Consider the following 24,575-nt stretch of genomic DNA (forward strand, 5'->3'; position numbering starts at 1 on the left):
CTTCTTTTTTAAATTATCAATGACAGTTCTGCGCCATCCCTTATCGCTTCTACTGCTGTTGCTATTTCTTTACAGTCGCCTATAAAAATTATATTGTCGCTGACACATTTTTTAAATTTTTCATCAGGGATATTGCCTATTGCAATCACCACATCGTCTGCCTCAACTTCATTGCCATTATTGTATACAATTTTTACATTGTTTATCACATCTACTTTTGCGTTTGTTACGATTCTTACACCGAGATTTTTCAATCTTTCTATCAAAAGCTTCTTATTCATTGCATATATATCTTTGCCTACTTCGTCAAGTTCTTCTAATACTGTAACAGTTTTACCCATTGTAGCAAGATATTCTGCTGTCTCAAGTCCTGTCAAACCACCGCCTATTACTGCCACATTGCTGCCATTCGGTATTTTGCCATCTAAAACGTCTATAGCTCTTAATGGCACTATACCCATTTTCATATTCAATTTCTTTGGAATTGAACCTGTCGCAATTATTACCTTGTCATAATTCATATTTTTTAATTCATCACATGTCACTTCATGATTTAGATTGACTTTTACTCCGTATTTTTTTAAATCAGCTTCAAGATAATGTATTACTTCACCTATTTCAGACTTGTGTGGCGGAACTTTTGCAACTTTTAGCTGGCCTCCAAGTGAATCTGACTTTTCAAATAACTCAACATTGTGTCCTTTTTTTGCCAAGTATATAGCAGCAGACATGCCAGCAGGTCCGCCTCCTATTACAGCTACATTAAGCTTCTCTTTTGCGGCCGCGTCAAATTCTTTCTCTCTGCCTACAGTAGGGTTCATCATGCATGATACAGGAAGTCCTTTTTGTATATACGCAATACATGCTTGATTGCAGTGGATACAGTATTTTATCTCATCAGCTTTTCCCTCTATATACTTACCAACACAGTCAGGATCCCCTATGAGTCCTCTTGCAATACCTATGAAATCAGCATAACCTTGTCTTACTATGCTCTCCCAGTCAGCTGCAACACCAAGTTTGTCAGCCGCTATCACAGGAATAGAAACACTATCTTTGATTTTCTTTACATGAGCTATAAGAGGCCTATCATCAATTCCCATTGGTGATATATGATACTCTGACGTAGAACCTACACCAGATGAAACATTTATTGCATCTGCACCGTGTTCTTCCAAAAGACGAGAAAGTTTTATGCTTTCATTGATATCAAATCCACCATCTGTATAGTCGCTTCCATTAATACGACATATTACAGTCAAGTCCCGCACTTCTCTCTTTACATTCTCTAATATCTCTAAAGCAAATCTTGCTCTTCCATCGAAATCTCCACCGTATTCATCGTCTCGTGTATTTACGTTTGGAGATAAAAATTGATTTACAAACCATCCATGTGCAAAATGCAATTCTACTGCATCAAATCCTGCTTTTTTTGCTCTTTTAGCAGCATCTACAAAATCTTTTGCAAACCCCTTTATGTCTTCTACAGTAAAATCTGACGGCTTATACTTAGGGTTGTGCATAGCAAGCTGAACTGCAACCTTTGCACCATTTTTTTTGATGACATCAGCTAATCTCTTAAGGCCTTCAATCTTGTCATCACCATCTATTCCTAACTGGTTTTTAAAGAACTTTCCAAACTTATTTACATAACATGCTTCAACTATAACCAAGCCCACGTCTTTCGATCGCCTGTCATAATAATTTATTTCCTTTTCACTAACAAAGCCATCATTTGATAAATTTGTGACAGTCGGCAACATTACAAATCTGTTTTTTAATCTCATATTTCCAATTTTACCTTCACTCAAAAGCATAACAATACACTTCCTTTTATTTTAGTGAAAATTGTCGTTGCTATTTTCTACACTCTATTGTAATGCTTGTTTTTATATAAGTAAAATAATATAATATTATAAAATATATAAGTTAAAGCTTATGATTGGTGATGATTATGAATTTCAGAGAACTAAATATTTTTTTATCAGTTTGCGAATTAGGCAGTATGTCAGAAGCTGCAAGACATCTTTATATGACTCAGCCTGCTATTAGCCAGGCAATTTCAGAGCTTGAAGAAGAATACAATATAAAACTCTTTGACAGAATAGGTAAAAAGCTTGTATTGACACATGCAGGCGAAATTTTGAGAGATTATGGCAAAAAAATCAATCTTTTGTTAAATGAAGTAGAAAATACATTGCGGGATATTTCTGATATGAAAATGGGAAAACTTAAGTTAGGAGCCAGCAGGACTGTTGGAACGTATCTGTTGCCGCAACTAATAGGCGAATTTTTAAAAATCTATAAAAATATAGAATTACCATTTTGCATAGACAACACATCTGAAATAGTAAAGATGATAATTGACAATGAAATAGATCTTGGCATAGTAGAAGGCCCTATACATTCTGATAACATTGAAGTCAAGTACTTTTTAAATGATGAGCTGTACCTTATATGCTCAAAAAATCACCATTGGGCAAAAAAGAAAATCATCAATAAGGATGATTTATGTTTAGAAAATATCATAATTAGAGAAGTCGGCAGTGGAACAAGAGAAGTATTTGAAAACACAATGAAAGCACATAATATTGAGTTCAACATTAAACTTGAGCTTAATAGCACTGAAGCTATAAAGAAAGCAGTTGAAGCAAATCTAGGTGTTTCGGTAATATCAAAACTGGCAATTAAAGAAGAATTAAAAAGTTCAAGGCTTGTTAAAGTAGAGATAGATGGAGTAAAATTTTTAAGGCAATTTATTATCATCTATCACAAGGATAAATACTTATCTGAACTGTGTAAAAAATTTATAGACTTCATCTGCAGCAATGCTAAAACATGATATACTAGAACCATACCATTGTGTTATTTTAATAAGAAATCGTGGTATGTCTTGACATAATCCTTTATCTTTTCCGCTATAGCTTTGTGCCCTTCTTCATTGGGATGTATGCCGTCTTCACATATAAGTTTTCTATAGTCAGGTCTATCTAAAAATGCGCTTCTTATATCTATTATTTTCGTCTCAGTGCTTAATGCCATGCTTAATATGGCAGAATTGTACTTTTCCTGCCACCAGTAAATTTTTGTGACACTTCCAAGCCATGTCAATATGTTTTTTGCCATTTCTTTATTTCCTTTGCTTATCCAGTTAAAATATCTGTCTGCATCAAGAGGCGGAAGTGTAAGTAAAACTGGAACGATGTTTGCCTTTTTCAGTGAATCTATAAGATCTTTTAAAGTTTCTTTAAATACGTTAAAGTCTGTATTTGGAGCATGGTCTTTGTACGGGTCTTTAGCCACTTCATCCCAATTAAAGTCGCAATCATTACCTCCGAACTCTAAAAGCACAACATCAGGCTTTGTCTTGTCAAGCTCCCTTGTAAGTCTATCCTTTCCCTTGAGTATTGTGCTTCCAAATTTCGATATGTTTTCAACCGTCCCTTTTAAATAGCCATTCAGCAAATTCGCGTAAGAGTCCCTTAAAAGCACATATTTATTTTTGATTTTATCAAGAACGACACCTCTTGATATAGAGTCCCCACACACAAGAAAGTTGTAACTTTCTTTTATATTTAGCATATCCATCGCTGCACCTCCATAACCTTTTAGTCTATTATACCACAAATTAACAGCTTTTAGTAGCAAAAAATGCCGAATAATCTCGGCATCATTGTAATTTCAAAATAACATCATTGTTATGGGTGTACATTATATAGTTTGTATTAACACCTGATATATCGCCACTTCCTGTTATGGTTTCACCACTATTTACATCGATGAGATTTTTTCCGTCAAATGTTACCGTCAAAGCATTGTCCTTTGGCAGTATATACACCTGATCTGGGTCAATTGCATGATTTAGCTTTATGTGATTCCAGTCTTTAAAGCTTTTATCTATTGAACCATAATATATTTCCACAACTTTTTTGTTACTATTTAACTTTCCTACATACACATTGTCGTTGCTGTCAGTACCAATAAGCGAATATCCACTGCTTAAAAATGTGTATCCTCCACCATTTTTGATTACTCTTATAATGCCATTTGACGATTCATACAGAAGTACGTCTTTTCTTTGAAGTTCATACATTTTAGCTATTCTCTTTATTGGAAGCTTCAGATTTGTAATCTGCCCCATTATATCGACACGGTATAAATAGCTATATCCATTGGAATCCACAACATTTATATATATCATGTTTGTAAGAGGCGACAAAGTAACATCTTCTATGTGGCTGTTTCTAGGCGCATATATAAGCTTGTCTATCTTTATCTTATTGTTTATATCAAGGTCATAAGCCTCTAACTGTATTGCCTCACTTCCTCGGCTATACGTCTTATAAAAATATATGATTCTGTTTCTATCATTAAGCCATGTGTAGTATTCGATGTTGTTGCTAGCTGCGATAACCTTCTTAATCCCTTGAGTCTTTGTATCTACTACAATTATCTGATGGTTTAAAAGATATGAAACATAGCCTCCATCGTAAGATGCCTCTACGCTGTCAGCATCACTTGGGATATTGGCTTTTATTGTTTTCTTTAATGCATCTGTCTCTGAATTAACTTTTGTTATGTGAAACGTAGTTGTTGTAGATAAATATACATTATTTATATAGAAAAGCACTCCCATTTCTAGTATCAATGGGAACAGTAGCCATGTAAAAATTCTTCTTATAGCTTTCATAATACCTCCATCTTATTTTGCATAAAATATTGTAGGAACCATCCTCTCCCCTAAAGGATTTGACGGATTGTTTATGACTTTCCCTTTGTAGTACATAGTAGTAGATGAACCACCATCGAGATTTGTAGCATTTACAGCACCATAATCCAACATTATGTTTTGCACATCCTTAAGCGTCGCACCTACGCTAGATATAGCCCTGCCGTCTATGACTAAAAATATCACAGTTCCATCGGCCTTCTGCCCTATGGCAGTCCTTGGTGCAATTCCCCAGCCACCGTCACCACTTTTTATCATAGGCTTTCCATTTACAACAAGGGCAGGGCCAAAGCTTACAGCTTCTTTTATGTCTAAATTCTTTATCTCATCTAAAGAGTATTTCCCTACCAATAGCTTGCCATCGCTTGTAAACCCTGCAAGGTCAATTTTGCCATCTTTGCTGTATGCATTGTTGTAAATAAGTTTTCCATTGTGTATGATGATTCCACCTGGTGTTCCTCCGTTTCCAGTCCACGCCCCATCTACATACCCGATAAATCCACCAGCGTTTATGGCAGCTATAGCCCCATTTTCTTTCGCTATCTCACTGACTGTCTCTCCTTCTTTAGGAAGCTTGCTGGATATGCCGACTTGCACTCTTGTGGGGTCATGTATAAGGATCACCTTCCCTTTAAATCTGCTGCTGCTTATGTCATTTACTTCGATGGTAGTGTCATGATTGTTTTTAAAGTTTAAAAGACTGCTTTTGCTGCTGTCTGTAGAAATGCTTGACATCTCTTTCATTATAGCGTCAATCTTGCTTTGTGGCAAAAACAGGGTTGCGATGTATTTATGACTAAATGTAGTCATTGCAGTTGTTACCAAAGTGTTTCTGATATTCGTAAAAGGCCCGTAAAATATCGAAACTGGTATTACTATAGCAGCCAAAAACACTTGAAATATTACATAAGATATTATCTTCTTCATAAAAAACTCTCTCCCAATTTAGTACCTTATAATTTTACACATATTCTATTATACAAGAAAATTATTAATATTTTATTAAAAAATCAAAAATATATAAAAAAATATATCCTGAATAGCTATTTTTATAGCATAATCAGGATATATTTTACATATATTGGGTTATTTTGCAAGATTGTATATGTTTATTATGTCATCTTTCGTAAGTTTAACAAATTGCCCAACGGTTGTTGTACCATTTGACGTGCATTTGTCAGCCATCTCTTCAAACCTGTCATAAGGTATATTAGCCTCCTTCAGTGTCACAGGAAGACCTATATTTCTAAAGAAATCTTCAAGTCTTTTTATACCTTCCAGTGCTATCTCCTCTCTGTCGGTAAATGTCAAGTCTACATCCCAAACTTTAACGGCAAACTGGACAAATCTATCCAAGTCGTGTTTGTACACATATTTCATCCATGCTGGGAATATTATAGCAAGACCTGCGCCGTGTGCTATATCGTAGATTGCGCTTAGTTCATGCTCAATCCTGTGTGACGCCCAATCACCGATTCTTCCCGTATCCAGCAGTCCATTATGTGCAATAGTACCTGCCCACATCACTTCAGCTCTCGCATCATAGTCTTCAGGATTTTCAATAAGCCTTGGAACATTGTTTATCATTGTCTTAAGCGTTGCTTCACAAAGCCTATCTGTAAGATCTACATTGCGGACATTTGTAAAGTACCTTTCCATTATATGAGCCATTATATCCGCTGCACCTGCAGCCGTCTGATACTGAGGAAGTGTGTACAAAAGCTCTGGATTCATTATGGCAAACTGAGGCCTTATGAGATCAGAGTGTATACCCTTCTTGTACCAACCATCTTCATTTGTTATGACTGCACTGTCACTGGCTTCGCTTCCTGTTGCAGCCAATGTCAATATTACACCTACTGGCAATGCCTTTTCAATCTCAGCTTTACCTACAAAGAAATCCCACACATCGCCATCGTAAAGCGCACCAACAGCAATAGCCTTTGCAGTGTCTATGGCACTGCCGCCACCTACGGCCAATATGAAGTCAATTCCGTTTTCTTTGCAAATCTTTATCCCTTCATAAACCAAGCTAAGCCTTGGATTTGGTTTTACTCCTGATAATTCTATGTAATCAACACCATTGTCTTTTAGCGATTTTACGACTTTGTCGTAAAGACCTGTCTTTTTTATGCTGCCACTGCCGTAGACAAACAATACTTTTTTTGAATATTTTTTTGTCTCTTGGCCTACTCTATTTTCAGTCCCTTTGCCAAAGATGATCTTTGTCGGACAAACAAAATCAAAATTGTTCATAAAATAACACCCTCTTTTTAATAGTTCTTTCTAAATAATTATACCACTGGTTTTTTTAAAAACATATTTTTGATGGTGTACTATGATACCGCTTAATATGTAACAATTAATATACTACTTCATATATTATTTTTAGAACACGATCATATTTAATCGTGCTCTAAATATTCCAAACGAGGTGGTTGTTTTGCCAACTATTCAAATTAACCCTACTGACGATGCTTATATATCGCAGTACTTTCCTACTCAAAATTTCGGCAATTCTATTTCACTATTTACTGGCGAATATTTAAGGTTTGGAAATATGCTGGATGCTTACAGAACACTATTGAAATTTGACTTGTCGGGAGCTATACCATCTGGCAATGTAATGACAGATGCTAAACTGTATCTTTATGTAAACAGAAAAGATATGCCTGACAGCGTACTGTATCCACAGAATATTACAATCTATGAAAACTTAAATGACTTCAGTCAATCGACGGTAACTTGGAATACGGCACCTTTTACCGTCGTAACTCCTTATAGTTTTACTGTTACCGACAGCATGGTAGGAAGCTATATAGGAATTGATATAACAAATTTAGCGTATAAATGGCTCTTAACACCATCTTTAAACTTTGGCATAACCATAAGAGGAATAGAAAATGTAGTTGACACTATAATAGGATATGAATCAACCAACAATGTAAATAAACCATATCTGGAAATAACTTATGAACCATGTCCTGTATGTCCGACTGGTCCAACAGGTCCGACTGGCCCGACTGGTCCTACTGGCGCAGGTATAGCAGCTTACGGATATATTTACAACACAACTGGTGATACTATTTTACTAGGCAATGATGTAACATTTGACAGCAATGGACCATTAGTAGGCATCTCCCACACAGCAGGAACCGCACCTATAACGTTTGACATCGGCGGAACCTATAGAGTAGGTTTTACTACAACAGCTTCAGCCGCAGTATTAAATTCAATGGTATTGACATTAAATGGTACTCCATTACCTGAAACGCAGTACTCTACCATTATCAATGCAACAGAATTAGTAGGTGAAGCTATAATAACTGTATCTGCAGGAGACGTATTGACTTTGAGAAATACAGGCGTCGCCTTGACTTTAGCTTCTGGAGTCGTAAATGCTTCTATCACATTGCTAAAGCTTGACTGATATTAAAAGACATCTAAGGGTTTGGTTTTGCCAACCCTTAGATGTAAATTTATTGAAATCAGATAAGGGGGGATAACATATGTGCCAAAGTATAACTATAAGTCTGTGCATGATAGTAAAAAATGAAGAACTGACATTGGATAGGTGCTTAACATCCATAAAAGATGCGGTAGATGAAATAATCATAGTTGATACAGGTTCTACTGACTTAACAAAAAATATTGGAAAGAAATATACTGATAAAATATTTGATTTTAAGTGGATAGACGATTTTAGCGCAGCAAGAAATTTTTCATTTAGCAAAGCGACAATGGATTATATATTATGGCTTGATGCGGATGATTATGTGGAACCAGGCGATTTAGAAAAACTTATAAATCTTAAAAACAATTTTGACCCATCTATTGACTCAGTGACGATGAAATACGTCCTGACTAAAACATCAAATGGCAATCCATCTTTTATAAGCATTAGAAATCGCCTAATAAAAAGAGCAAAAAACTTCAAATGGATTGGCGCAGTACACGAATATCTTGAGGTCTACGGAAAAATTTACGATAGTGATATAAAAATTACGCATGGCAAAGTAAAAAATACGCCCAATAGAAATATTGAAATTTATGAAAAAATGATTAAAAGCAAAATAGATTTTACCCCAAGAGATATGTTTTACTATGCAAATGAATTGGCCGAACACAAAAGGTATGCTGAGGCCGTTCAATATTACAACATGTTTATAGACTCCAAGAAAGGATGGATGGAAGATATACTGTATTCTCTCGGAAAGCTTGCTGACTGCTATGAAGCTTTAGGAGATTTAAATAAAAGAGATGAAGTTCTTTTTAAATCTTTTGAATACGACGTGCCAAGGCCTGAATTCTGTTGCAGATTAGGTTATAAATTTTTGCAGGAAAACAAGATAAAACAATCTATTTTCTGGTATGAGCTTGCGACAAAAGTCGAAAAACCTAATCAAGGCTTTGTAAATATAGCATGTTCAACATGGCTTCCACATATTCAGTTGTGCATATGCTATTATAGATTAGGTGACATAGAAAAATCATATATGCATAATGAAGAAGCGAGAAAGTATGACCCAAATAATCCTATGGTACTTCAAAACAAAGCATTTTTAGAAAGCTTATTAAATAACAAATGATTATAAGCATAACCTGGTATATTTATTATTGTTATATCAGGTTATGCTTATATAAACTATTTATACTACATTGACTTAAGCATATATTTGAAAATCATCAAGGCTTCGGCTTCTACCCATCTCATTAATAAAAGCGTCAACAGCAAATTGCTCTTTTAAAATATTGTAGTAGTACATCTCCTCTTTTGACTTTATCTCAAATCCATTAGCCAATTTCTTATTTTTAACAAAATATCTGTCACTTATCTCTGACTCTGCTAATGAATTTAAAACTTCATTTGTGCCAGTACCAATCGAAAATTTTTCTTTCCTCCTCCAAACAATTGAATCAGGTAGATACTCTTCCGCAGTCTTTCTAAGAATCCACTTTTCTGTTTTATCTTTTTCGCTTATTTTATAAGATGGCTTTATTTTAAAAGCATAGTGAATCATTTCTGTATCTAAAAAAGGCACTCTTCCTTCTATAGAATTAGCCATTGTCATCCTGTCAACTCGTTGTAAATTACTGTTGTGCAAATTTCCTGTTATACTTCTAAGTTCTGTGTGCATTTCCCAATTATTTGAGTAATTTTTTAAATAATGATAACCACCAAATAGTTCATCTGCACCTTCACCAGATAAGACAACTTTTACATATTTGCTGGCAAGCTTAGATACAAAGTATGTCGCAACAGCACTCCGTACTAAAGCTGGATCACAGGATTCAAGATAATATATAACTTTTGGCAGTATTTTCTTTATATCGTCTTCTGTATAAATTAACTCATGGTGAATTGTACCAATATAGTCTGCAACAATCCTTGCGTTTTTTATATCATTACTGCCTTCCATGCCAACTGCAAAGGAATTTAAATTCTTCTTGTACTTTGCAGCAATGGCAGCTATAAGGCTGCTATCAAGACCACCACTAAGAAATACTCCAACTGGAACATCAGCAACTAATCTTTTCCTCACTGAATCCTCTAATCTAAGCCTTAGTCCATTTACTATATCATCTGCATTTTTTATATTTATTGGATCTTGTTCTATAGAAAAATATTTTGAAAATCCATTTTTTGTTGTATATGTTTGTCCATTAGGAAATTCATTTATATCGTCTGTGACAACTTGCAACGCCTTAATCTCCGATGCAAAAGCCAAATAACCTTCTTCTGTATAACCGTAATACAATGGCTTTATGCCTAGTGGATCCCTAGCCATAAATATTGTTTTTTCAATAGAATCATAAATAACCAGCGAAAACATGCCATCCAAGTAATTAACACAGTCCTCTTTTAATTCTTCGTATAAATGAATTATCACCTCACTATCTGTATTTGTGGCAAAATTATGATTTTTTAACTCACTTCTTAATGACTTGTAATTGTAAATTTCACCATTAAATATCATCCAATATCTTCCGTCTTCATTTTTCATCGGTTGCCTACCACTATATAAGTCAATTATCGTCAACCTATTATGTCCTAATGTAATATTTGAGTCTGAAAATACACCATGATCGTCTGGTCCACGATGTATAATTTTCTCCAGCATCATTTTAACCCTATTCGTCTCATTTCCATGAAATATACCAGCTATCCCGCACAAAAGATAATCATCTCCTTATAATCAGAATTTTTTGATATAGAATAAAATTACATCAATACCATTATACAATATTATACAGTAAAAATCTAGGCAATGAATATATTGGTTAATGCTTAATAGTTATAAAATTTAGAATTAAAGTGATAAAAAGAACAGGTCTTTTCACTTACCTGTTCTTTTTTATACTTACTCTATTTTAAACATCTTAAGAGATTCCATGAGTTCTTCTGCATACCCTTTAAGCTCATTTGCCGTACTTGAAAGCTCCTCAATTATAGCTGTTTGCTCTTGTGATGATGCCGAAATCTCCTCAGTAGACGCCGCAGTTTCCTCCGATACAGCGGCTATATCCTGCACAGCATCAACGATCTTGTTCTTATTGGCTTCTATCTCTTTTAAAGAGCCGTTCAGGCTGTTTATCATGTCTGTCACAAACTTCAAGGCTTGTATAATGCCTTCGAATATCTCTTTCGTGTTATTGACGGAATTGCTTTGCTCCATGACGATGTTATTAGCATTTTCCACCGTTGCCACCGTTTCATTTACGTCATTTTGTATCTCAGCTATAAGCTCTGATATGCTTTTAGCTGCAATGCTTGACTCATCAGCCAATTTTCTCACTTCGTCAGCAACGACTGCAAAGCCTTTTCCAGCCTCTCCAGCCCTTGCAGCTTCTATAGCTGCATTTAAAGACAATAAATTGGTCTGATCCGCTATCTGCCTTATGGTATCCACTATCTTTCCTATTTGGTTTGATTTATCTCTCAAGAAAAGGGTAGATTCTCTTACTTTGTTATTAGATTCGATGCTTTGCTGCGTCTTAGCTAAAAGGCTTTCGATTATCTCATTGCTACTTTCTGAAATCATGTTTATGTTTGTGACTTCGTCCAAAATATTGTTGGAGTCGTTCATAGCCGTATCTATAAGCTTTCCAAGCTCCAATGTTGCTTTAGCACTGCTTTGAGCACTTTCTGCCTGATTCGATGAACCTTCAGCTATCTGCTCTATTGCTTTTGCTACATCCTGCATTGTGGACGAAACTTGCTCTGATGATGATGCAATGTTATTTGAAACGTTATTTACAGACTCAGCCACATTTTTTATCTTTATTACCAATGACCGTATTCCTTCAATCATGTCATTGTAACTCTTAGAAAGCAGGCCTACTTCATCTCTTGATTTTATATCAGTGCTAAGCACAAGCTCTCCTTTTGACGCCTTTTCCATCGTCTTTGATATTTTCCTGATGCCACCTGTCAAAGTGGAAATAAAGATAAATGCCAAAATAAGCCCAAATATAAGGCAGATAATCATTACAGTGATCATCGTATTCCTTATGGAGCTTGTATCAGCATTTAGCTCCTGAATAGTCGTAGTAACGACGCCGATCCATCCAAATTCGCTTAGCTTTTTGACTCTGGCAAACTTCAACTGGTTATTAAAAGTATACTCCATCGTCTTATTGTTAAGGGACAAAAGCTGTTTGCCAAAGCTGTACCTCGTCATTTTTGTAAACATCTCAGTTTTATCTGGATGTGATATGACAGTGCCATCACTTGTCATCAAGTAAAAGTATCCTGAATTTCCTATCTTTATACTGCTTATGGCATCCGAAAGCTTCGATAGATCTATGTCGATGCCTACGACTCCTGCTAAGTTTTGGTTTTCATCAAATATAGCTTTTGACATGGTTATCTCGGGTTTACCAGACAGGATGTCCTTGTAAGGCTCAGTAGAAGCAATAGCACCTCCTGCATCTAAAGCAGCTTGATACCAAGGCCTTTTAGTGAGATCTACGCCACTTACATCTTGAACAGGGTAGATGATGGTCTTACCGTCTTTAGCTGTAAAATAAGCATTTAATATGATCGAATTGTTGTCTTCTACACCTTTTAATTTATCCAGCAAGCTACTTGAATCGCCGGTTTTTATGTAGTTTTTAAGGTCGCTGGAATTGGCAATATCATTAAGTGAAATCTCCGCGTTTTGCTTCACCATTCCAACGTAATTGTCAAGCACTTCAAGTGCTGCCTGATTTGACTTGTCTATTCTGGTTTTAAGTATTGTCTGGGCTTCATTCATTGAATAATAGCCTGTAATGAGAAGTGGTACGACGATAAATATAGTAACCAATGCAAAAATCTTGATTCTTATGCTTTTCACTGCCTTATCACCTCATGTATTAATTTCGCTTATAGTTATTTTATCGGCTATTTCAACAATAATCTTAAGTGTTTTTTGTATTTTTCTCATATTAATTCCATAAACGCTGCCATGCTGCCTGTTATACCCTTGTCCCTTCTGTAAGAGTAAAACTCGTCAATATTGCAAGATGTGCAAAGGCCTGATATAGTTATGTTCTTATCTTTTATCCCACAGTTTATAAGCTCATAGTAGTTTGTCATCTCAAGGTTTAACATCCACTTTCCATCGCCCTTGTCCAACAATACATCATCTATGTCGATATTTAATCTTGATATTTCGTCTGCCACATCTTTCCCTACCTCATAGCAGCAAACACCTATAGCTGGACCTATAGCTGCAAGTATATCTTTTTTATCAGAGCCAAAAGCAGTTACCATCGTCTCAACAGTCTTAGGGCCAATTTCTTTCACTGTGCCTCTCCATCCAGCATGCACTAATGCTATGACGTTTTTTACAGGATCTAAGAAATAAAGAGGTGTGCAGTCAGCGTAAAATGTCACAATGGGTATGCCTCTTTCATTTGTCATAAGCGCATCTGCGTTTTTTATATCGCTTATGCCAAAGTTTTTACCTTTATCAGATTCATTAACAATTCTAATGCCATCTGAATGGACTTGATTTGAAAACACCATATCGTTGTAATTGATATTTGCAACATGGCATATACGTTTAAAATTTTCGTACACGCTTTCTTTAGCATCGTACCTTGTAAGGCTTAAGTTAAGCGAGCTGTAAGGCCCACCACTTATGCCGCCTATTCTTGTGGAAAAAAGATGTTTTACCTTCCCTGTATTTTCAAAGGCAGGTATTGTATAAAAAACAACACCATCAATTTCATTTCTCTTAAACCCTCTATTCATCGCCATCATACCTTTCAAGATTGTTTTATATAAAAAAAGGACATCAATGTCCTCAATCCAGCTTGTCTTCTTTTTTGTTTTTCTCTTCTTTTTTATTTATGTACTTGTCAGAAAACTTGATCATTGAAAGCATTATTAAAAAAAGCAATGCTACCGTCAGTACTCCTGCAATCGGTATTATAATAATGTACTTTTCCATCATTGACCTCTCCCTTTTTAACCTTATATATACATTATACTATAATCGTATACAAATTTCTTGTTTTTAAAAAAAATAATGCAGAAAATCTGCATTATTTTAATTCAACAAGCTCATAATCCGTGGTACCCATCCCAAGCTCTTCACCGTATTTAAATTGTATGTCGCCTCTGGTCTTAGGATGGACAGAGACAAATTTATCGTCCCCTTCTTTAAGACCCCGTCCTACATCCCCTAATGCAGAATGAGGATTTCCTGCTTGTCTATTTACAAGATCAAAACTGGCTTTATCTATTGCAACAGGATCAAATGATGCCAATATTCCTATATCCTGCACAATCGGTGCATCGCTCCACGGCGCACAGTCGCACAATGGAGTCACATTCATCACGAAATTCATAAATGCTATTTTGCCTTTTTTATTGATGTATGCACCATAGGCATACTCCGTCATTCTTTCAACAAATTCATCCATATCTGTTCCCCACTGAGGATTTATGGCGTCGTATTGGCACATAGTTATACATTCGCCGCAGCCAATGCATTTTTCAGGATCTATGTAAGCTTTGCCGTCAACTAATGATATAGCATCTTCTGGACAATTTTTTATACAAGTCTGACAAGCAGTGCATTTTTTGCCTACTTTTGGGCTTACCGTTGAGTGCTGCTGCTGTTTCCCTGCTCTTGGTGCACAGCCCATTGCAAGGTTTTTTATAGCACCACCAAACCCAGCAATCTCATGCGCTTTAAAATGTGAAAGCACTATCATAGAATTAGCATTGCTTATATTAGAAGATATCTTAACTGTCTTGAAATGTTTTTTGTTTATCTCTACATCATCAGAGTCTTTACTGAATATCCCATCTGCTATTACAAGCGGTGCGTTGACAACAGCATATGCAAATCCATTTTCTATAGCTGTAATCAAATGGTCTACTCCATTTGAACGGCTTCCTTTATAAAGAGTATTAGAATCAGTTAAAAATGGTTTTCCTCCATTTGCCTTAACCTTGTCAACAACCTGTCTTACAAAAATCGGATTTATATACGCATTGTTTCCTCTCTCGCCAAAATGCAGTTTAATAGCAACTAAATCGTCTTTCGTAAAAATATTTTTAAATCCTGCAACGTCAAACAATCTGGCGACTTTTGAAGATAAACTTCCTGACTGTCTTGAAGCCCTCATGTTGTAATAATATACTTTCGATTTCAAAGTCATCACTCCTTATCATTCTTTAGCTAATTTCCCTTTAATTATACTTGCACCTTTTTTTACATAACTTACCATAGAATTATCAGTTAACAAAATAAATAGAAAGTATATAAAAGCACTTATAAGTACTGTTATAAAAAGTGATAAAGCATCATATATCTTCCCTCCAGTCACAAATTTAGAAAGCCCATTGTAGACAAAGTGTGCAAAAACTCCCATAATGGCTGAGCCTATTAAAGCTTTTACAAAAGAAGATGCTATTTCATTCCCTCCAATTCTACCAATCTTTTTTCTCAAGGAATACATAAGCATCAATGATGCAGCAGTGGCAGCAACTGAAGTAGATAATGCTAATCCGCCTAATGCAAGGTACCTGACGATAACTAAATTAAGCCCAATATTTATAAGTACTGCAATAGCACCGTTTATCATAGGAGTCCTTGTATCTTTCAAAGAGTAAAAGCCTCTGCTTAGCACATTTCTAAGTCCATTGGCAGTCATGCCTAAGCTGTAAAACATGAAAGCAATAGATGTAAGATAAGTAGACCTTTCATCAAAAGCTCCTCTTTCAAATAAAATCCTTATGATTGGAACTCTGAAGATAATGGCACCTACTGTAACTGGAATCATTATATAAAGTATCGCTTTTACCGCCATCTTAATTCCTTTTATAAACTCATCTATGTTATTGGACGCAAAGTGCCTTGAAAGCATTGGATATATTACAATTGCTATTGCCATCGAAAATATGTCAAAGCCTATGAGCCTGTTAGCGTAGTTTAATGCTGCAATGCTGCCTGCCGGTAAATATGATGCTATCATCCTGTCTACATATGTATTTATGACTTGTATGGACGTCCCTATAAGAACCGGTATTGCCAAAATAATTACTTTTTTTATGCTTTCATCCTTTAAATTTAACACAACTCTGTACCTAAAACCAAACTTGTAAAGAACCGGTAGTTGTATCAACACCTGAATGATTGAGCCTACAACAGTTGCCAAAGCCACACCATATATGCCGTACTTTGTACCGTACATCAGTGCCGTTCCTATTATAATAATGTTGTAGGGTATGCCTATCATGGCAGGTACAGCAAAGTGTTGAAGTGACTGCAAAACACCAGTTATGATATTTGACGCCGCAACAAATATCATGACTGGCAATAATATCATCGTAAGTTTCAATGTCTCATAGTAAACATCGCCTTTAAATCCAGGAGCCATGATTTTGACTATCATAGGCGATGCAATTGCGCCAATTGCTGTAAATACTATAGTCATTAAAATTATAACATTTAAAAGATTATTTATAAATTCAAATGCCTTATCTTTTCCTTTTCTGGCTAGATATTCGGAAAAAAGCGGTATAACTGTAGTACCGATAGATGCAGCAATTGCTGCAAACAAAACCATAGGTATGTTCTGGGCCATATTGTAAGCATCTACATCTTTTGTTGTTCCAAATTTTGAACCCAAAACTACCTCTCTTAAAAATCCAGTTATTTTGCTTATAAATGTTATAACCATCACAAGCCCTGCAGCTTTAGCAGTTTTTCTGACTGTTGACATTTAACGCACCTTCGCTTTAATTTTTCTCCACCAGCATAAACGATATTTCAGCCTCTGCTGCCAATTCACCATCAACTGTCGCAATGCCTTTCGCTTTCACAAGATTTAATTTTGACGAAATTATCTCAACTTCAATCCTAAGCTGATCTCCCGGCTTAACTACCCTTTTAAATTTGCACTTATTGATGCCTGTAAAAAGTCCTATCATGTTATTGTTATCTTTTCCATACATCACAGTTATTCCACCAAGCTGTGCCATGGCCTCTACAATCAATACACCCGGCATAATAGGATTCCCCGGAAAATGCCCTTGAAAATATGGTTCATTTGCAGAAACGCTTTTTATGCCTACGGCTTTTTTGTTGTCTTCAATCTCCAGCACTTTATCAATCATCAAAAACGGATACCTGTGGGGTATGACCTCCCTGATTTCCTCATTATCTAACATCTAATCCACTCCTAATTTTGCTTTTTACTATGATTATACCATATAGGATGAAAATATGAAAATTGCGGGACTCAGAAAAATAACCGCCCTTAATACACAGAGCGGTTATGGTTTAAACCTTAACTTATCGTAGAACCTCATTTTGCGGACGGTTGCCATTTCATATCTTTTTTGACAATTGGTTGTACATAGCATCAGCTATTCCTAAATTGGCGTTTTTCGCTATTTCCTGTGCATAGTTGTCGTACATCATTGTTGTAAATACATCTGTTGCAAAGTCATCACCAGTAAGTGGATCTTTCGGTATTGTGTTTCTCATTTCAGTCAACATTTGATTTACAAATACCGCTTCCAAGTCTCGGCAAGCTTCTTTCAATTTCTCTTTGTCTTTGCTATTCATAGCGTCTTGTATGGCTTTTTGAAAATCATCGGTATTTGTATTAATATTTAACTGATTTATTTGATTCATCTCTTCTATGCTACTTATGGGATCTATGTTCATTTAAGACTTCCTCCAATTAAAAATTTATCTCCTTAAATTATTGGCAATGCTAAGCATGTCATCTGCCGCCTGAATGGCTTTTGAATTTAGTTCGTAAGCCCTTTGAGCTGATATCATGTTTACCATTTCATTTACAACTTGAACATTTGAAGTCTCTAAAAAGCCTTGGCGGACATTTCCCATTTTGCCCTGAAAATCGTCTCTTGTTCCAGGATCGCCAGATGCAGCTGTAGCTTCATAGAGATTGCTACCTTTATCTAATAGGCCATCTGGATTTTGGAAATTGTAGATTCCCAAAGTCGCTACCTCCTGCTGTGTTCCATCAGAATCTTTGACAGATATGACACCAAGTGGCGATATAGATATGTCTTTTTGGGTACTGTCAAATGTTATTGGGTTTCCTCCATCGTCTAAAACGGGATATCCGTCAGCAGTAGTAAGCGTAGCAGTGTTTTGATCTACGCTTAATTTAAAACTTCCATCTCTTGTGTAATATGTATTCCCATCAGGTCCCAATACGGCAAAAAAACCTTCGCCGTCTAACGCTATATCTAGTGGGTTATCAGTTTCTTGCAAACTCCCCTCAGTAAAATCCTTAACTATTGCTGAAGGCCTTACACCTACCCCAACTTGCATGTTTACAGGCCTTCCCTGTCCTGCATTTACATCTTCTGTTTGAAGAGTCTGATACATCAAATCCTGGAATTCTGCTCTGTCCCTTTTAAAAGATGTCGTATTTACATTGGCAAGGTTGTTTGAGATTACATCCACATTAAGCTGCTGCGCGTTCATGCCTGACGCTGCAGACCACAATGCCCTTATCATATTTAACCACCTTTCTCATTTTATGTTCTGCCAACCTCATTTACAGCTTTATCAAGTGTTTCATCAAAGGCTGATACTGTCTTTTGATTCGCCTCATAAGTCCTCATGGCGCTTATCATGGATACCATCTCGTCTACAGGACTTGCGTTGGAACCTTCTAAATACCCCTGCTTAACTAACCCGCTAGCAGGTATAGCCTGTCCTCCAGTTGTAAAAAACAGATTATTACCTTCTTTTCTTAATGTGCCGTAATTATTGAAGTCAACAATATTCAGTTTGTCAACAGTTTGACCATTTAAACTGATATTTCCAAAGTCGTCAACAGATATATCTCCATTATTAATCTGTATAGGTCCATTTTGCCCCATTACATAATAGCCGTCTTTCGTCACAAGGTATCCATTGCTATTCAATGTAAAAGAACCATCCCTTGTGTATCTTATGCCGTTTGGAGTATTGATAGTAAAAAATCCTGAACCCTCTATGGCAAAGTCCAGTTTCCCATCAGTCTTTTCAATATTCCCTTCTGAGAAATTCGTATTAAAGGTCTCAACCAAAACACCATAATCCATATTGCCTATATTGCCATTATACGGTACATTGTCGCCACCGCTTCTTGTAACCATAAAATCGGGAAACGCCATTGTAGTTACAGTATCTTTTTTATACCCAGATGTATTTACATTTGCAATGTTATTTGATAGTACATCTACAATTTTCTGTTGCGCTATCATTCCAGATGAGGCTGTATAAAGTCCTCTTAGCATTTTATAACACCCTCTTACTTGATTTTAAATGCATCAACTACCGTCTCGTGATCTTCCATCAAAGGCAAAGAATCCAGTGCTTTTCCTGTGCCTAAAGCTACACAGGATATAGGATCATTAGCCAGTATTACTGGTACATCCATCTTTTCTTCCAACAGCTTGTCCAACCCATGTAGCAAAGAACCACCGCCAGTAAGTACAATGCCACGATCGCATATATCTGCTGCTAATTCTGGAGGAGTCTTTTCTAATACATTATGAACTAGATTTATTATATCAGATAATGGTTCTTGAAGTGCTTCGGTAACTTCTTTTGAGCTTATATCGAAACTCTTAGGCAGACCAGATATCAAACTTCTTCCTTTAACGGTCATAAATTCTTCCTTTTCTTTTTCATAAGCATAACCTATATTTATCTTTATTTCTTCAGCAGTCCTGTCTCCAATTATGATGTTGTACTTTCTCCTTATGTACCTTATTATCGCATCGTCAAAATTATTCCCGGCTACTTTTATGCTTTTAGACACCACTGCGTTACCAAGAGAAATAACAGCAACATCAGTGGTGCCTCCCCCAATATCAACTACCATATTGCCACATGGTTTTTCTATGTCAAGACCTGCACCTATAGCTGCGGCTATAGGTTCTTCAATTAAAAAAGCTCTTCTGGCACCTGCATGTACAGCAGCATCTATAACAGCCCTTTTTTGAACTTGCGTAACCTCACTGGGTATGCATATCATTATTCTGGGCCTCATTATGATTCCCCCGCCGCAGGCCTTTTGAATAAAATATTTAAGCATTTTCTCAGTCATATCGTAATCTGAAATAACACCAGCACTCATAGGTCTAACTGCTACAATATCCCCCGGCGTCCTGCCTACCATCCTCTTTGCTTCATCGCCTACTGCAAGTATCTTGTCTGTGTTTCTGTCAATTGCAACAACAGATGGTTCGTTTAAAACAATTCCCTCATCTTTCATATAGACAAGTACAGATGCCGTGCCGAGGTCAATTCCTATATCCCTTGATAGAGCAAACATTTAAACACACCCTTCTTATGTTTTTCGACATTATTGTGGCATCCATATTTTTTATCGACATATAAAATTAAATATTTAATAAATTAATTCGACATACCTTTTATAATTCCTCTTTTTTTATATTAAATTTTATTTTCCTAACTTGTATTTTTTCTTTGTGGCATTTCCACCCCTTATATGCCTTTCTGCCTTGTTTTTCTCAAGCACTTCTTTAACCTCTTTATAAAGCTTTGGGTTTATATTCTCAAGCCTCTCTGTAACATCTTTATGGACAGTACTTTTGCTGACTCCAAAAACTTTGGCAGCTTCTCTTACAGTTGATTTGTTTTTTACTATATATTTTCCTATCTCTAATGTTCTCTCTTCGATATAATCCTTCAATACAAAAACCCCCTTAAGTATAGACCTTTCAATATATTTATATGCGGGGATTGTATCAATAGAATTAAATGACAAGCATGAAAGCAAAAAAATAACAGGGTTTTTCCCTGTTATTTTAAAAGTTAATTATTTAAAATATTGCATAGGGTCAATATAAGTGCCATCTTTCAGCAGTTCAAAATGTACGTGTGGATCTTCTGCGATTTCAAACTTTGCAGTTTTTCCAACCTTTCCTATGGTACTTCCCTTTTCTACAGTTTGTCCAACTTTCACATTGATGTTATCATCCAGATTGCTGTAACGGGTTATATATGCGCCATTTTTGATTTCTACAGTATTTCCTAACCTGCTGTCACTGTATACTTTAGTTACAACACCCCCCATAGCAGCAACAACTTCTGTACCAAGATCAGCTTTTAAATCTACTCCCTTGTGTGTCGTCCACTCATCAAGAGTTTTTGAATATGTAAGTTTAGTTACTGCAAATTCCATAATGACATCGCCATTTACCGGTTTCATCAATGATAATTTCGTATCATTCTCACTTTTTGCTTCTGTACTTACTGCTGTGCTGTTTGACATGGTATTTACAGTATTGTTTTCCTGGGTCTTAGTTGATGCAGCTTTATAAGTTACACTGGAAGCATCACTTTTATTTGAAGATGCCACACTTTGGGATTTTGTATTTTCCACCTTCGTCTTGCTTTCTTCTTTTACAGCACTGCTGCTATTATTAGTCGTAGGATATTCTGTTATCAAATTTTTTGAGCTTGAATTAGCGTTTGTTGTACTTAATTTTTCCTGAGCTGTGTTTAGCTCAGCCATTTTCTTTAAATTATTGTTAGTTACGTATACTGCTGTAGCTGCAACGACAACAATGCACAAGAATAGAATTAAGTAGAAACCTTTTCTGTCGAAAAATCTTGCCAAATCGTCCCTATTTATTTTCATAAAATTCACCTCCTTCTGGTATTTTAACCAATATAATTTAATTTATACCAAAGGAGGTTTTATGCTATAAACAAAAAACCTAGTAAATTCTTTAATAAGCTTAAGCTTTTGCACTTTTAATTTTTAAAAGTTCATCAATTCTCATTATTTCGACACCAGTATAATAATGTTTTAATATATCTTCAAAATTTTTACCGCCTTTCGCCATTGCATTAGCACCATACTGACTCATTCCTACTCCATGTCCATATCCTATCACATTTATTACCACATTGTTTCCTCTCATGCTAAAACTAAAATTCGTTGAATTTAACTGAAATAGATCTTGTATATCTGTGCCAGTAAAGTCCATACCACCGATATTTAAGGACAAGACATGTCCCGCCTCAGTCCTCTTGATATTTTTTATGTACCCTAAAAGATTTTTTGTACTTATATTAGCTTTTGGTGCTCTGCTTTTTATGCGTTTTACAAATTCATCAGATGATACTGTCACAGTCGTCTTAAATTTCTGAGCTACTTCCTCACCAGGAGATGAAACACTTTTCAAATACGGAAGGTTTTCTTGCCAGACATTTTTAGCATCTTCCGTTTCACCACCGCTTATGGCGTGATATGCAGGTTCAATCAGTGCGTCATCATATACTATTACAAGACCTTTTGTGTCATTTATAGCCTTTACTATTTTATCGTGGTACAAATTGTACTTATCACCCCATCGTGATCTCATTACATCATCCGATATCCATGCCTGACAATGCTTGGAATCTGTACAAACATCGCTGCCAGGGTGAAGGTCACAACCTTTTCCTCCTACAGATATCTCCTTTGAAAGTGCATAAGTCCTTGCTGCCACAGCTTGTGCCTTCAGCGCTTCCATCTCAAAATCTGCAGGCATCTCTGCAGCCACAACACCAACAAGATAATCTTCCAAGTTCATCTTGACTTCTTTGTTCTGATCCACGACAAAAACATTTATCGTATTGTAGTCATTAGAAGTTTTCGCTACTGCCGTTTTGACATCTTTCATCACACCATCTTTTATAAGCTTAACACTGCTATGTTGTATAGTACTGCTTCTTACTGGGATAAAACCGACTACGATTATTATAGGCAGTACCAATGTAGCAAAAATAATTAAAATTACCCCGTACGCAATATACTTCATTTTATCCTCCTTAAAATATGCTAATAAAGTATATGCAACGGGGTTTAATATTATGAATCAATAATTGATTACTTTTTGTACATAATCTATTGAAAGGTCTTTCATCATGAAATCAATCATTCGCGATATCATAGCAGCGGCTTCTTCTCTTGTCAATGTATCATTGGCATTAATGTTTCCGTTGCCATCACCTTCTAATAGACCTATTTCATTAGCAACGTATATATCTCTTTTAGCCCATGAAGGTATTCTGCTATCATCTCTAAATCCAGTATTAAAATATCCAGAAGGTGCTAGATTTGAAAGGCCTAGTGCCCTTATAAAAATCACTGCTGCTTCAGCCCTCGTAAGGGCTTTATCAGGGCTAAATTGGTTTGGGGCTGTTCCTGATATCAATCCTGCCTGGTTTGCAGCTTTTATATACCCGTAATCACTGTCTGTGGTAGAGACATCTATAAACGGTGATACTTCATTTGTCTTATTTTTTGTATATCCTATTGTCTTTGGAGCTGTGTATGGTGCTAAATTTATCGCCTTTGCTACTGCCACCGTAAAATCAGACCTTGTAATGGGAAGTTTCGGGCCAAAGTACTTTGATGTATTAGGGAAAATCTCCATGCTCATAAGTTTCAATATATCACCATATCCCCATGTACCGTTTATGTCGTTAACATTTGGTACAACCAGCCTTTTCTCCTGTGGTACTTCGTATAAGCTGTCACTGCTTGAGCCTGTATTTCTGCCTATTACATTTCCACTGCTATCAAATTCAGGTAAATCGTAAGAGTACTTCATCACATCCTGCCCTGTTTGGCTTAAAAGGTATCCGCCTCTAAAGCTTATGTAATTAGGATCATTTGCAACATATTCTAAGTCAGAATTTACTGTAAATGATACATCCACATCAGCAGTTCCGCTCCATGATATATTTGTATTGTCAGCTACCGTATTGCCCGTTATTACATAGGTAATCTGCTGTGTTTTGACATTGCCATAGGCATGATCAAATCCAACTGTTTTATCTGTAATCTCTACAATAATGGTACCTTTGCTATTGTTTAAAGTGTAAACTTTCCTTCCAGCAAAATTACCAGCAAAGTAATTTACACCAGGATTTAAAGATTTAATGTCAGAACCGTTGAATTCATACGATGACAGCTTGTATATATTTCCACCTTCTGTAATAGTCTCTGAATACCTGCTTAAAGTTGTTTTTGACTGAACTTGGTTGTACTGGTCCTTTGGCGTCTCAACAGTAGAAAATGTGAGAGTACGTGTTAGCTTACCACCATCGCTTGATGTCAATTGATACCTGTATGTGGAAGTAGTCTTACCCGATCTTGTAGACGTTGATACAGTAAGTTTACCATCAAAGACGACAGGGCTGCCTGTTAGAAATACTACCTCTTTATACTCATATTCATTTGCAATCCCACCTTCATAACCTGCATCATTGGCAAAAGCATAAGCAGGAATCAAAATAGATATAAAAAGTGAAAGAATTAAAATCATCTTTTTCATCATACATCTCTCCTT

23 protein-coding genes are annotated in these 24,575 nt (G+C 36.0%); 3 read left to right on the top strand and 20 right to left on the bottom strand.

The genetic code is table 11. The annotated features are described in order from the left end of the window. Nucleotides 1-8: 8 nt before the first annotated feature. The gene (locus J2Z80_RS09670; RefSeq protein ID WP_209454209.1) at nt 9-1,817 is read right to left on the bottom strand and encodes an NAD(P)/FAD-dependent oxidoreductase; all 1,809 of its coding nucleotides are present in this window, start codon (nt 1,815-1,817) and stop codon (nt 9-11) included. A gap of 137 nt (nt 1,818-1,954) precedes the next feature. Here J2Z80_RS09670 and J2Z80_RS09675 point away from each other — a divergent pair, with 137 nt between their 5' ends. After that, complete coding sequence (locus J2Z80_RS09675) at nt 1,955-2,842, top strand: selenium metabolism-associated LysR family transcriptional regulator (RefSeq protein ID WP_209454210.1); 888 nt, start codon at nt 1,955-1,957, stop codon at nt 2,840-2,842. Nucleotides 2,843-2,865: 23 nt separating this feature from the next. On the opposite strand, the gene J2Z80_RS09680 is transcribed toward J2Z80_RS09675, so the two are convergent. The 4 genes from J2Z80_RS09680 to J2Z80_RS09695 form a co-directional block, all read right to left on the bottom strand. Continuing rightward, nucleotides 2,866-3,588, bottom strand: coding sequence for an SGNH/GDSL hydrolase family protein (locus tag J2Z80_RS09680; RefSeq protein ID WP_209454211.1), 723 nt, complete (start codon nt 3,586-3,588; stop codon nt 2,866-2,868). A gap of 82 nt (nt 3,589-3,670) precedes the next feature. Beyond that, nucleotides 3,671-4,690, bottom strand: coding sequence for a hypothetical protein (locus J2Z80_RS09685; RefSeq protein WP_209454212.1), 1,020 nt, complete (start codon nt 4,688-4,690; stop codon nt 3,671-3,673). Between the two features lie 12 nt (nt 4,691-4,702). After that, the gene (locus J2Z80_RS09690) at nt 4,703-5,656 is read right to left on the bottom strand and encodes a phosphodiester glycosidase family protein (protein ID WP_209454213.1); all 954 of its coding nucleotides are present in this window, start codon (nt 5,654-5,656) and stop codon (nt 4,703-4,705) included. A 159-nt stretch (nt 5,657-5,815) separates the two neighbouring features. Further along, nucleotides 5,816-6,985, bottom strand: a complete 1,170-nt coding sequence (locus J2Z80_RS09695) for an iron-containing alcohol dehydrogenase (protein ID WP_209454214.1) — start codon at nt 6,983-6,985, stop codon at nt 5,816-5,818. A 178-nt stretch (nt 6,986-7,163) separates the two neighbouring features. Here J2Z80_RS09695 and J2Z80_RS09700 point away from each other — a divergent pair, with 178 nt between their 5' ends. Then, the gene (locus J2Z80_RS09700) at nt 7,164-8,159 is read left to right on the top strand and encodes a DNRLRE domain-containing protein (protein ID WP_349292596.1); all 996 of its coding nucleotides are present in this window, start codon (nt 7,164-7,166) and stop codon (nt 8,157-8,159) included. Nucleotides 8,160-8,238: 79 nt separating this feature from the next. Beyond that, nucleotides 8,239-9,318, top strand: a complete 1,080-nt coding sequence (locus J2Z80_RS09705; protein WP_209454216.1) for a tetratricopeptide repeat-containing glycosyltransferase family 2 protein — start codon at nt 8,239-8,241, stop codon at nt 9,316-9,318. A 75-nt stretch (nt 9,319-9,393) separates the two neighbouring features. Here J2Z80_RS09705 and asnB read toward each other — a convergent pair whose 3' ends face one another. The 15 genes from asnB to J2Z80_RS09780 all read right to left on the bottom strand — a co-directional run bounded on the left by asnB (nt 9,394) and on the right by J2Z80_RS09780 (nt 24,560). Then, nucleotides 9,394-10,905: an asparagine synthase B gene (gene asnB, locus J2Z80_RS09710; protein ID WP_209454217.1), complete on the bottom strand. Its 1,512-nt coding sequence runs from the start codon at nt 10,903-10,905 to the stop codon at nt 9,394-9,396. A 186-nt stretch (nt 10,906-11,091) separates the two neighbouring features. After that, entirely contained in the window at nt 11,092-13,068 is a 1,977-nt protein-coding gene (locus J2Z80_RS09715; protein ID WP_209454218.1) for a methyl-accepting chemotaxis protein, read from the bottom strand. 86 nt (nt 13,069-13,154) lie between these two features. Next, nucleotides 13,155-13,970, bottom strand: coding sequence for a peptidoglycan editing factor PgeF (gene pgeF / locus J2Z80_RS09720; RefSeq protein ID WP_209454234.1), 816 nt, complete (start codon nt 13,968-13,970; stop codon nt 13,155-13,157). Nucleotides 13,971-14,022: 52 nt separating this feature from the next. Beyond that, nucleotides 14,023-14,169 carry a hypothetical protein gene (locus tag J2Z80_RS09725; protein WP_209454219.1) on the bottom strand — a complete coding sequence of 49 codons (147 nt, stop codon included), beginning with the start codon at nt 14,167-14,169 and terminating at the stop codon, nt 14,023-14,025. A 94-nt stretch (nt 14,170-14,263) separates the two neighbouring features. After that, entirely contained in the window at nt 14,264-15,382 is a 1,119-nt protein-coding gene (locus tag J2Z80_RS09730; RefSeq protein ID WP_209454220.1) for a DUF362 domain-containing protein, read from the bottom strand. A 15-nt stretch (nt 15,383-15,397) separates the two neighbouring features. After that, nucleotides 15,398-16,954, bottom strand: coding sequence for a murein biosynthesis integral membrane protein MurJ (murJ, locus tag J2Z80_RS09735; protein WP_209454221.1), 1,557 nt, complete (start codon nt 16,952-16,954; stop codon nt 15,398-15,400). 16 nt (nt 16,955-16,970) lie between these two features. Then, nucleotides 16,971-17,402: a 3-hydroxyacyl-ACP dehydratase FabZ gene (fabZ, locus tag J2Z80_RS09740; RefSeq protein ID WP_209454222.1), complete on the bottom strand. Its 432-nt coding sequence runs from the start codon at nt 17,400-17,402 to the stop codon at nt 16,971-16,973. A 160-nt stretch (nt 17,403-17,562) separates the two neighbouring features. Then, entirely contained in the window at nt 17,563-17,904 is a 342-nt protein-coding gene (locus J2Z80_RS09745; protein WP_209454223.1) for a rod-binding protein, read from the bottom strand. Between the two features lie 24 nt (nt 17,905-17,928). Next, on the bottom strand, nt 17,929-18,729 hold the full coding sequence (gene flgG, locus J2Z80_RS09750) for a flagellar basal-body rod protein FlgG (RefSeq protein WP_209454224.1): 801 nt from the start codon (nt 18,727-18,729) through the stop codon (nt 17,929-17,931). A 20-nt stretch (nt 18,730-18,749) separates the two neighbouring features. Beyond that, the gene (gene flgF / locus J2Z80_RS09755; protein ID WP_209454225.1) at nt 18,750-19,496 is read right to left on the bottom strand and encodes a flagellar basal-body rod protein FlgF; all 747 of its coding nucleotides are present in this window, start codon (nt 19,494-19,496) and stop codon (nt 18,750-18,752) included. A 14-nt stretch (nt 19,497-19,510) separates the two neighbouring features. Next, nucleotides 19,511-20,539, bottom strand: a complete 1,029-nt coding sequence (locus J2Z80_RS09760) for a rod shape-determining protein (RefSeq protein WP_209454226.1) — start codon at nt 20,537-20,539, stop codon at nt 19,511-19,513. A gap of 129 nt (nt 20,540-20,668) precedes the next feature. Then, the gene (gene spoIIID / locus J2Z80_RS09765; protein WP_209454227.1) at nt 20,669-20,920 is read right to left on the bottom strand and encodes a sporulation transcriptional regulator SpoIIID; all 252 of its coding nucleotides are present in this window, start codon (nt 20,918-20,920) and stop codon (nt 20,669-20,671) included. Nucleotides 20,921-21,046: 126 nt separating this feature from the next. Continuing rightward, a complete protein-coding gene (locus tag J2Z80_RS09770; RefSeq protein WP_209454228.1) occupies nt 21,047-21,871 on the bottom strand; it encodes a M23 family metallopeptidase in 825 nt (274 codons plus the stop codon). A 100-nt stretch (nt 21,872-21,971) separates the two neighbouring features. Beyond that, on the bottom strand, nt 21,972-23,039 hold the full coding sequence (gene spoIID, locus J2Z80_RS09775; protein WP_209454229.1) for a stage II sporulation protein D: 1,068 nt from the start codon (nt 23,037-23,039) through the stop codon (nt 21,972-21,974). A 57-nt stretch (nt 23,040-23,096) separates the two neighbouring features. Beyond that, nucleotides 23,097-24,560, bottom strand: a complete 1,464-nt coding sequence (locus tag J2Z80_RS09780) for an S-layer homology domain-containing protein (protein ID WP_209454230.1) — start codon at nt 24,558-24,560, stop codon at nt 23,097-23,099. Nucleotides 24,561-24,575: the final 15 nt, after the last annotated feature.

This window comes from Thermoanaerobacterium butyriciformans, from assembly GCF_017874545.1.
In the GTDB taxonomy this organism is placed as follows: Bacteria; Bacillota; Thermoanaerobacteria; order Thermoanaerobacterales; family Thermoanaerobacteraceae; genus Thermoanaerobacterium; species Thermoanaerobacterium butyriciformans.

What these genes read in the sequence shown, in the direction of transcription:
- J2Z80_RS09670 (WP_209454209.1), bottom strand. Translation starts at nt 1,817, where the DNA reads ATGCTTTTGAGTGAAGGTAAAATTGGAAATATGAGATTAAAAAACAGA.
- J2Z80_RS09675 (WP_209454210.1), top strand. Translation starts at nt 1,955, where the DNA reads ATGAATTTCAGAGAACTAAATATTTTTTTATCAGTTTGCGAATTAGGC.
- J2Z80_RS09680 (WP_209454211.1), bottom strand. Translation starts at nt 3,588, where the DNA reads ATGGATATGCTAAATATAAAAGAAAGTTACAACTTTCTTGTGTGTGGG.
- J2Z80_RS09685 (WP_209454212.1), bottom strand. Translation starts at nt 4,690, where the DNA reads ATGAAAGCTATAAGAAGAATTTTTACATGGCTACTGTTCCCATTGATA.
- J2Z80_RS09690 (WP_209454213.1), bottom strand. Translation starts at nt 5,656, where the DNA reads ATGAAGAAGATAATATCTTATGTAATATTTCAAGTGTTTTTGGCTGCT.
- J2Z80_RS09695 (WP_209454214.1), bottom strand. Translation starts at nt 6,985, where the DNA reads ATGAACAATTTTGATTTTGTTTGTCCGACAAAGATCATCTTTGGCAAA.
- J2Z80_RS09705 (WP_209454216.1), top strand. Translation starts at nt 8,239, where the DNA reads ATGTGCCAAAGTATAACTATAAGTCTGTGCATGATAGTAAAAAATGAA.
- pgeF (WP_209454234.1), bottom strand. Translation starts at nt 13,970, where the DNA reads ATGAATAGAGGGTTTAAGAGAAATGAAATTGATGGTGTTGTTTTTTAT.
- J2Z80_RS09725 (WP_209454219.1), bottom strand. Translation starts at nt 14,169, where the DNA reads ATGGAAAAGTACATTATTATAATACCGATTGCAGGAGTACTGACGGTA.
- murJ (WP_209454221.1), bottom strand. Translation starts at nt 16,954, where the DNA reads ATGTCAACAGTCAGAAAAACTGCTAAAGCTGCAGGGCTTGTGATGGTT.
- fabZ (WP_209454222.1), bottom strand. Translation starts at nt 17,402, where the DNA reads ATGTTAGATAATGAGGAAATCAGGGAGGTCATACCCCACAGGTATCCG.
- J2Z80_RS09745 (WP_209454223.1), bottom strand. Translation starts at nt 17,904, where the DNA reads ATGAACATAGATCCCATAAGTAGCATAGAAGAGATGAATCAAATAAAT.
- flgG (WP_209454224.1), bottom strand. Translation starts at nt 18,729, where the DNA reads ATGATAAGGGCATTGTGGTCTGCAGCGTCAGGCATGAACGCGCAGCAG.
- flgF (WP_209454225.1), bottom strand. Translation starts at nt 19,496, where the DNA reads ATGCTAAGAGGACTTTATACAGCCTCATCTGGAATGATAGCGCAACAG.
- J2Z80_RS09760 (WP_209454226.1), bottom strand. Translation starts at nt 20,539, where the DNA reads ATGTTTGCTCTATCAAGGGATATAGGAATTGACCTCGGCACGGCATCT.
- J2Z80_RS09770 (WP_209454228.1), bottom strand. Translation starts at nt 21,871, where the DNA reads ATGAAAATAAATAGGGACGATTTGGCAAGATTTTTCGACAGAAAAGGT.
- spoIID (WP_209454229.1), bottom strand. Translation starts at nt 23,039, where the DNA reads ATGAAGTATATTGCGTACGGGGTAATTTTAATTATTTTTGCTACATTG.
- J2Z80_RS09780 (WP_209454230.1), bottom strand. Translation starts at nt 24,560, where the DNA reads ATGAAAAAGATGATTTTAATTCTTTCACTTTTTATATCTATTTTGATT.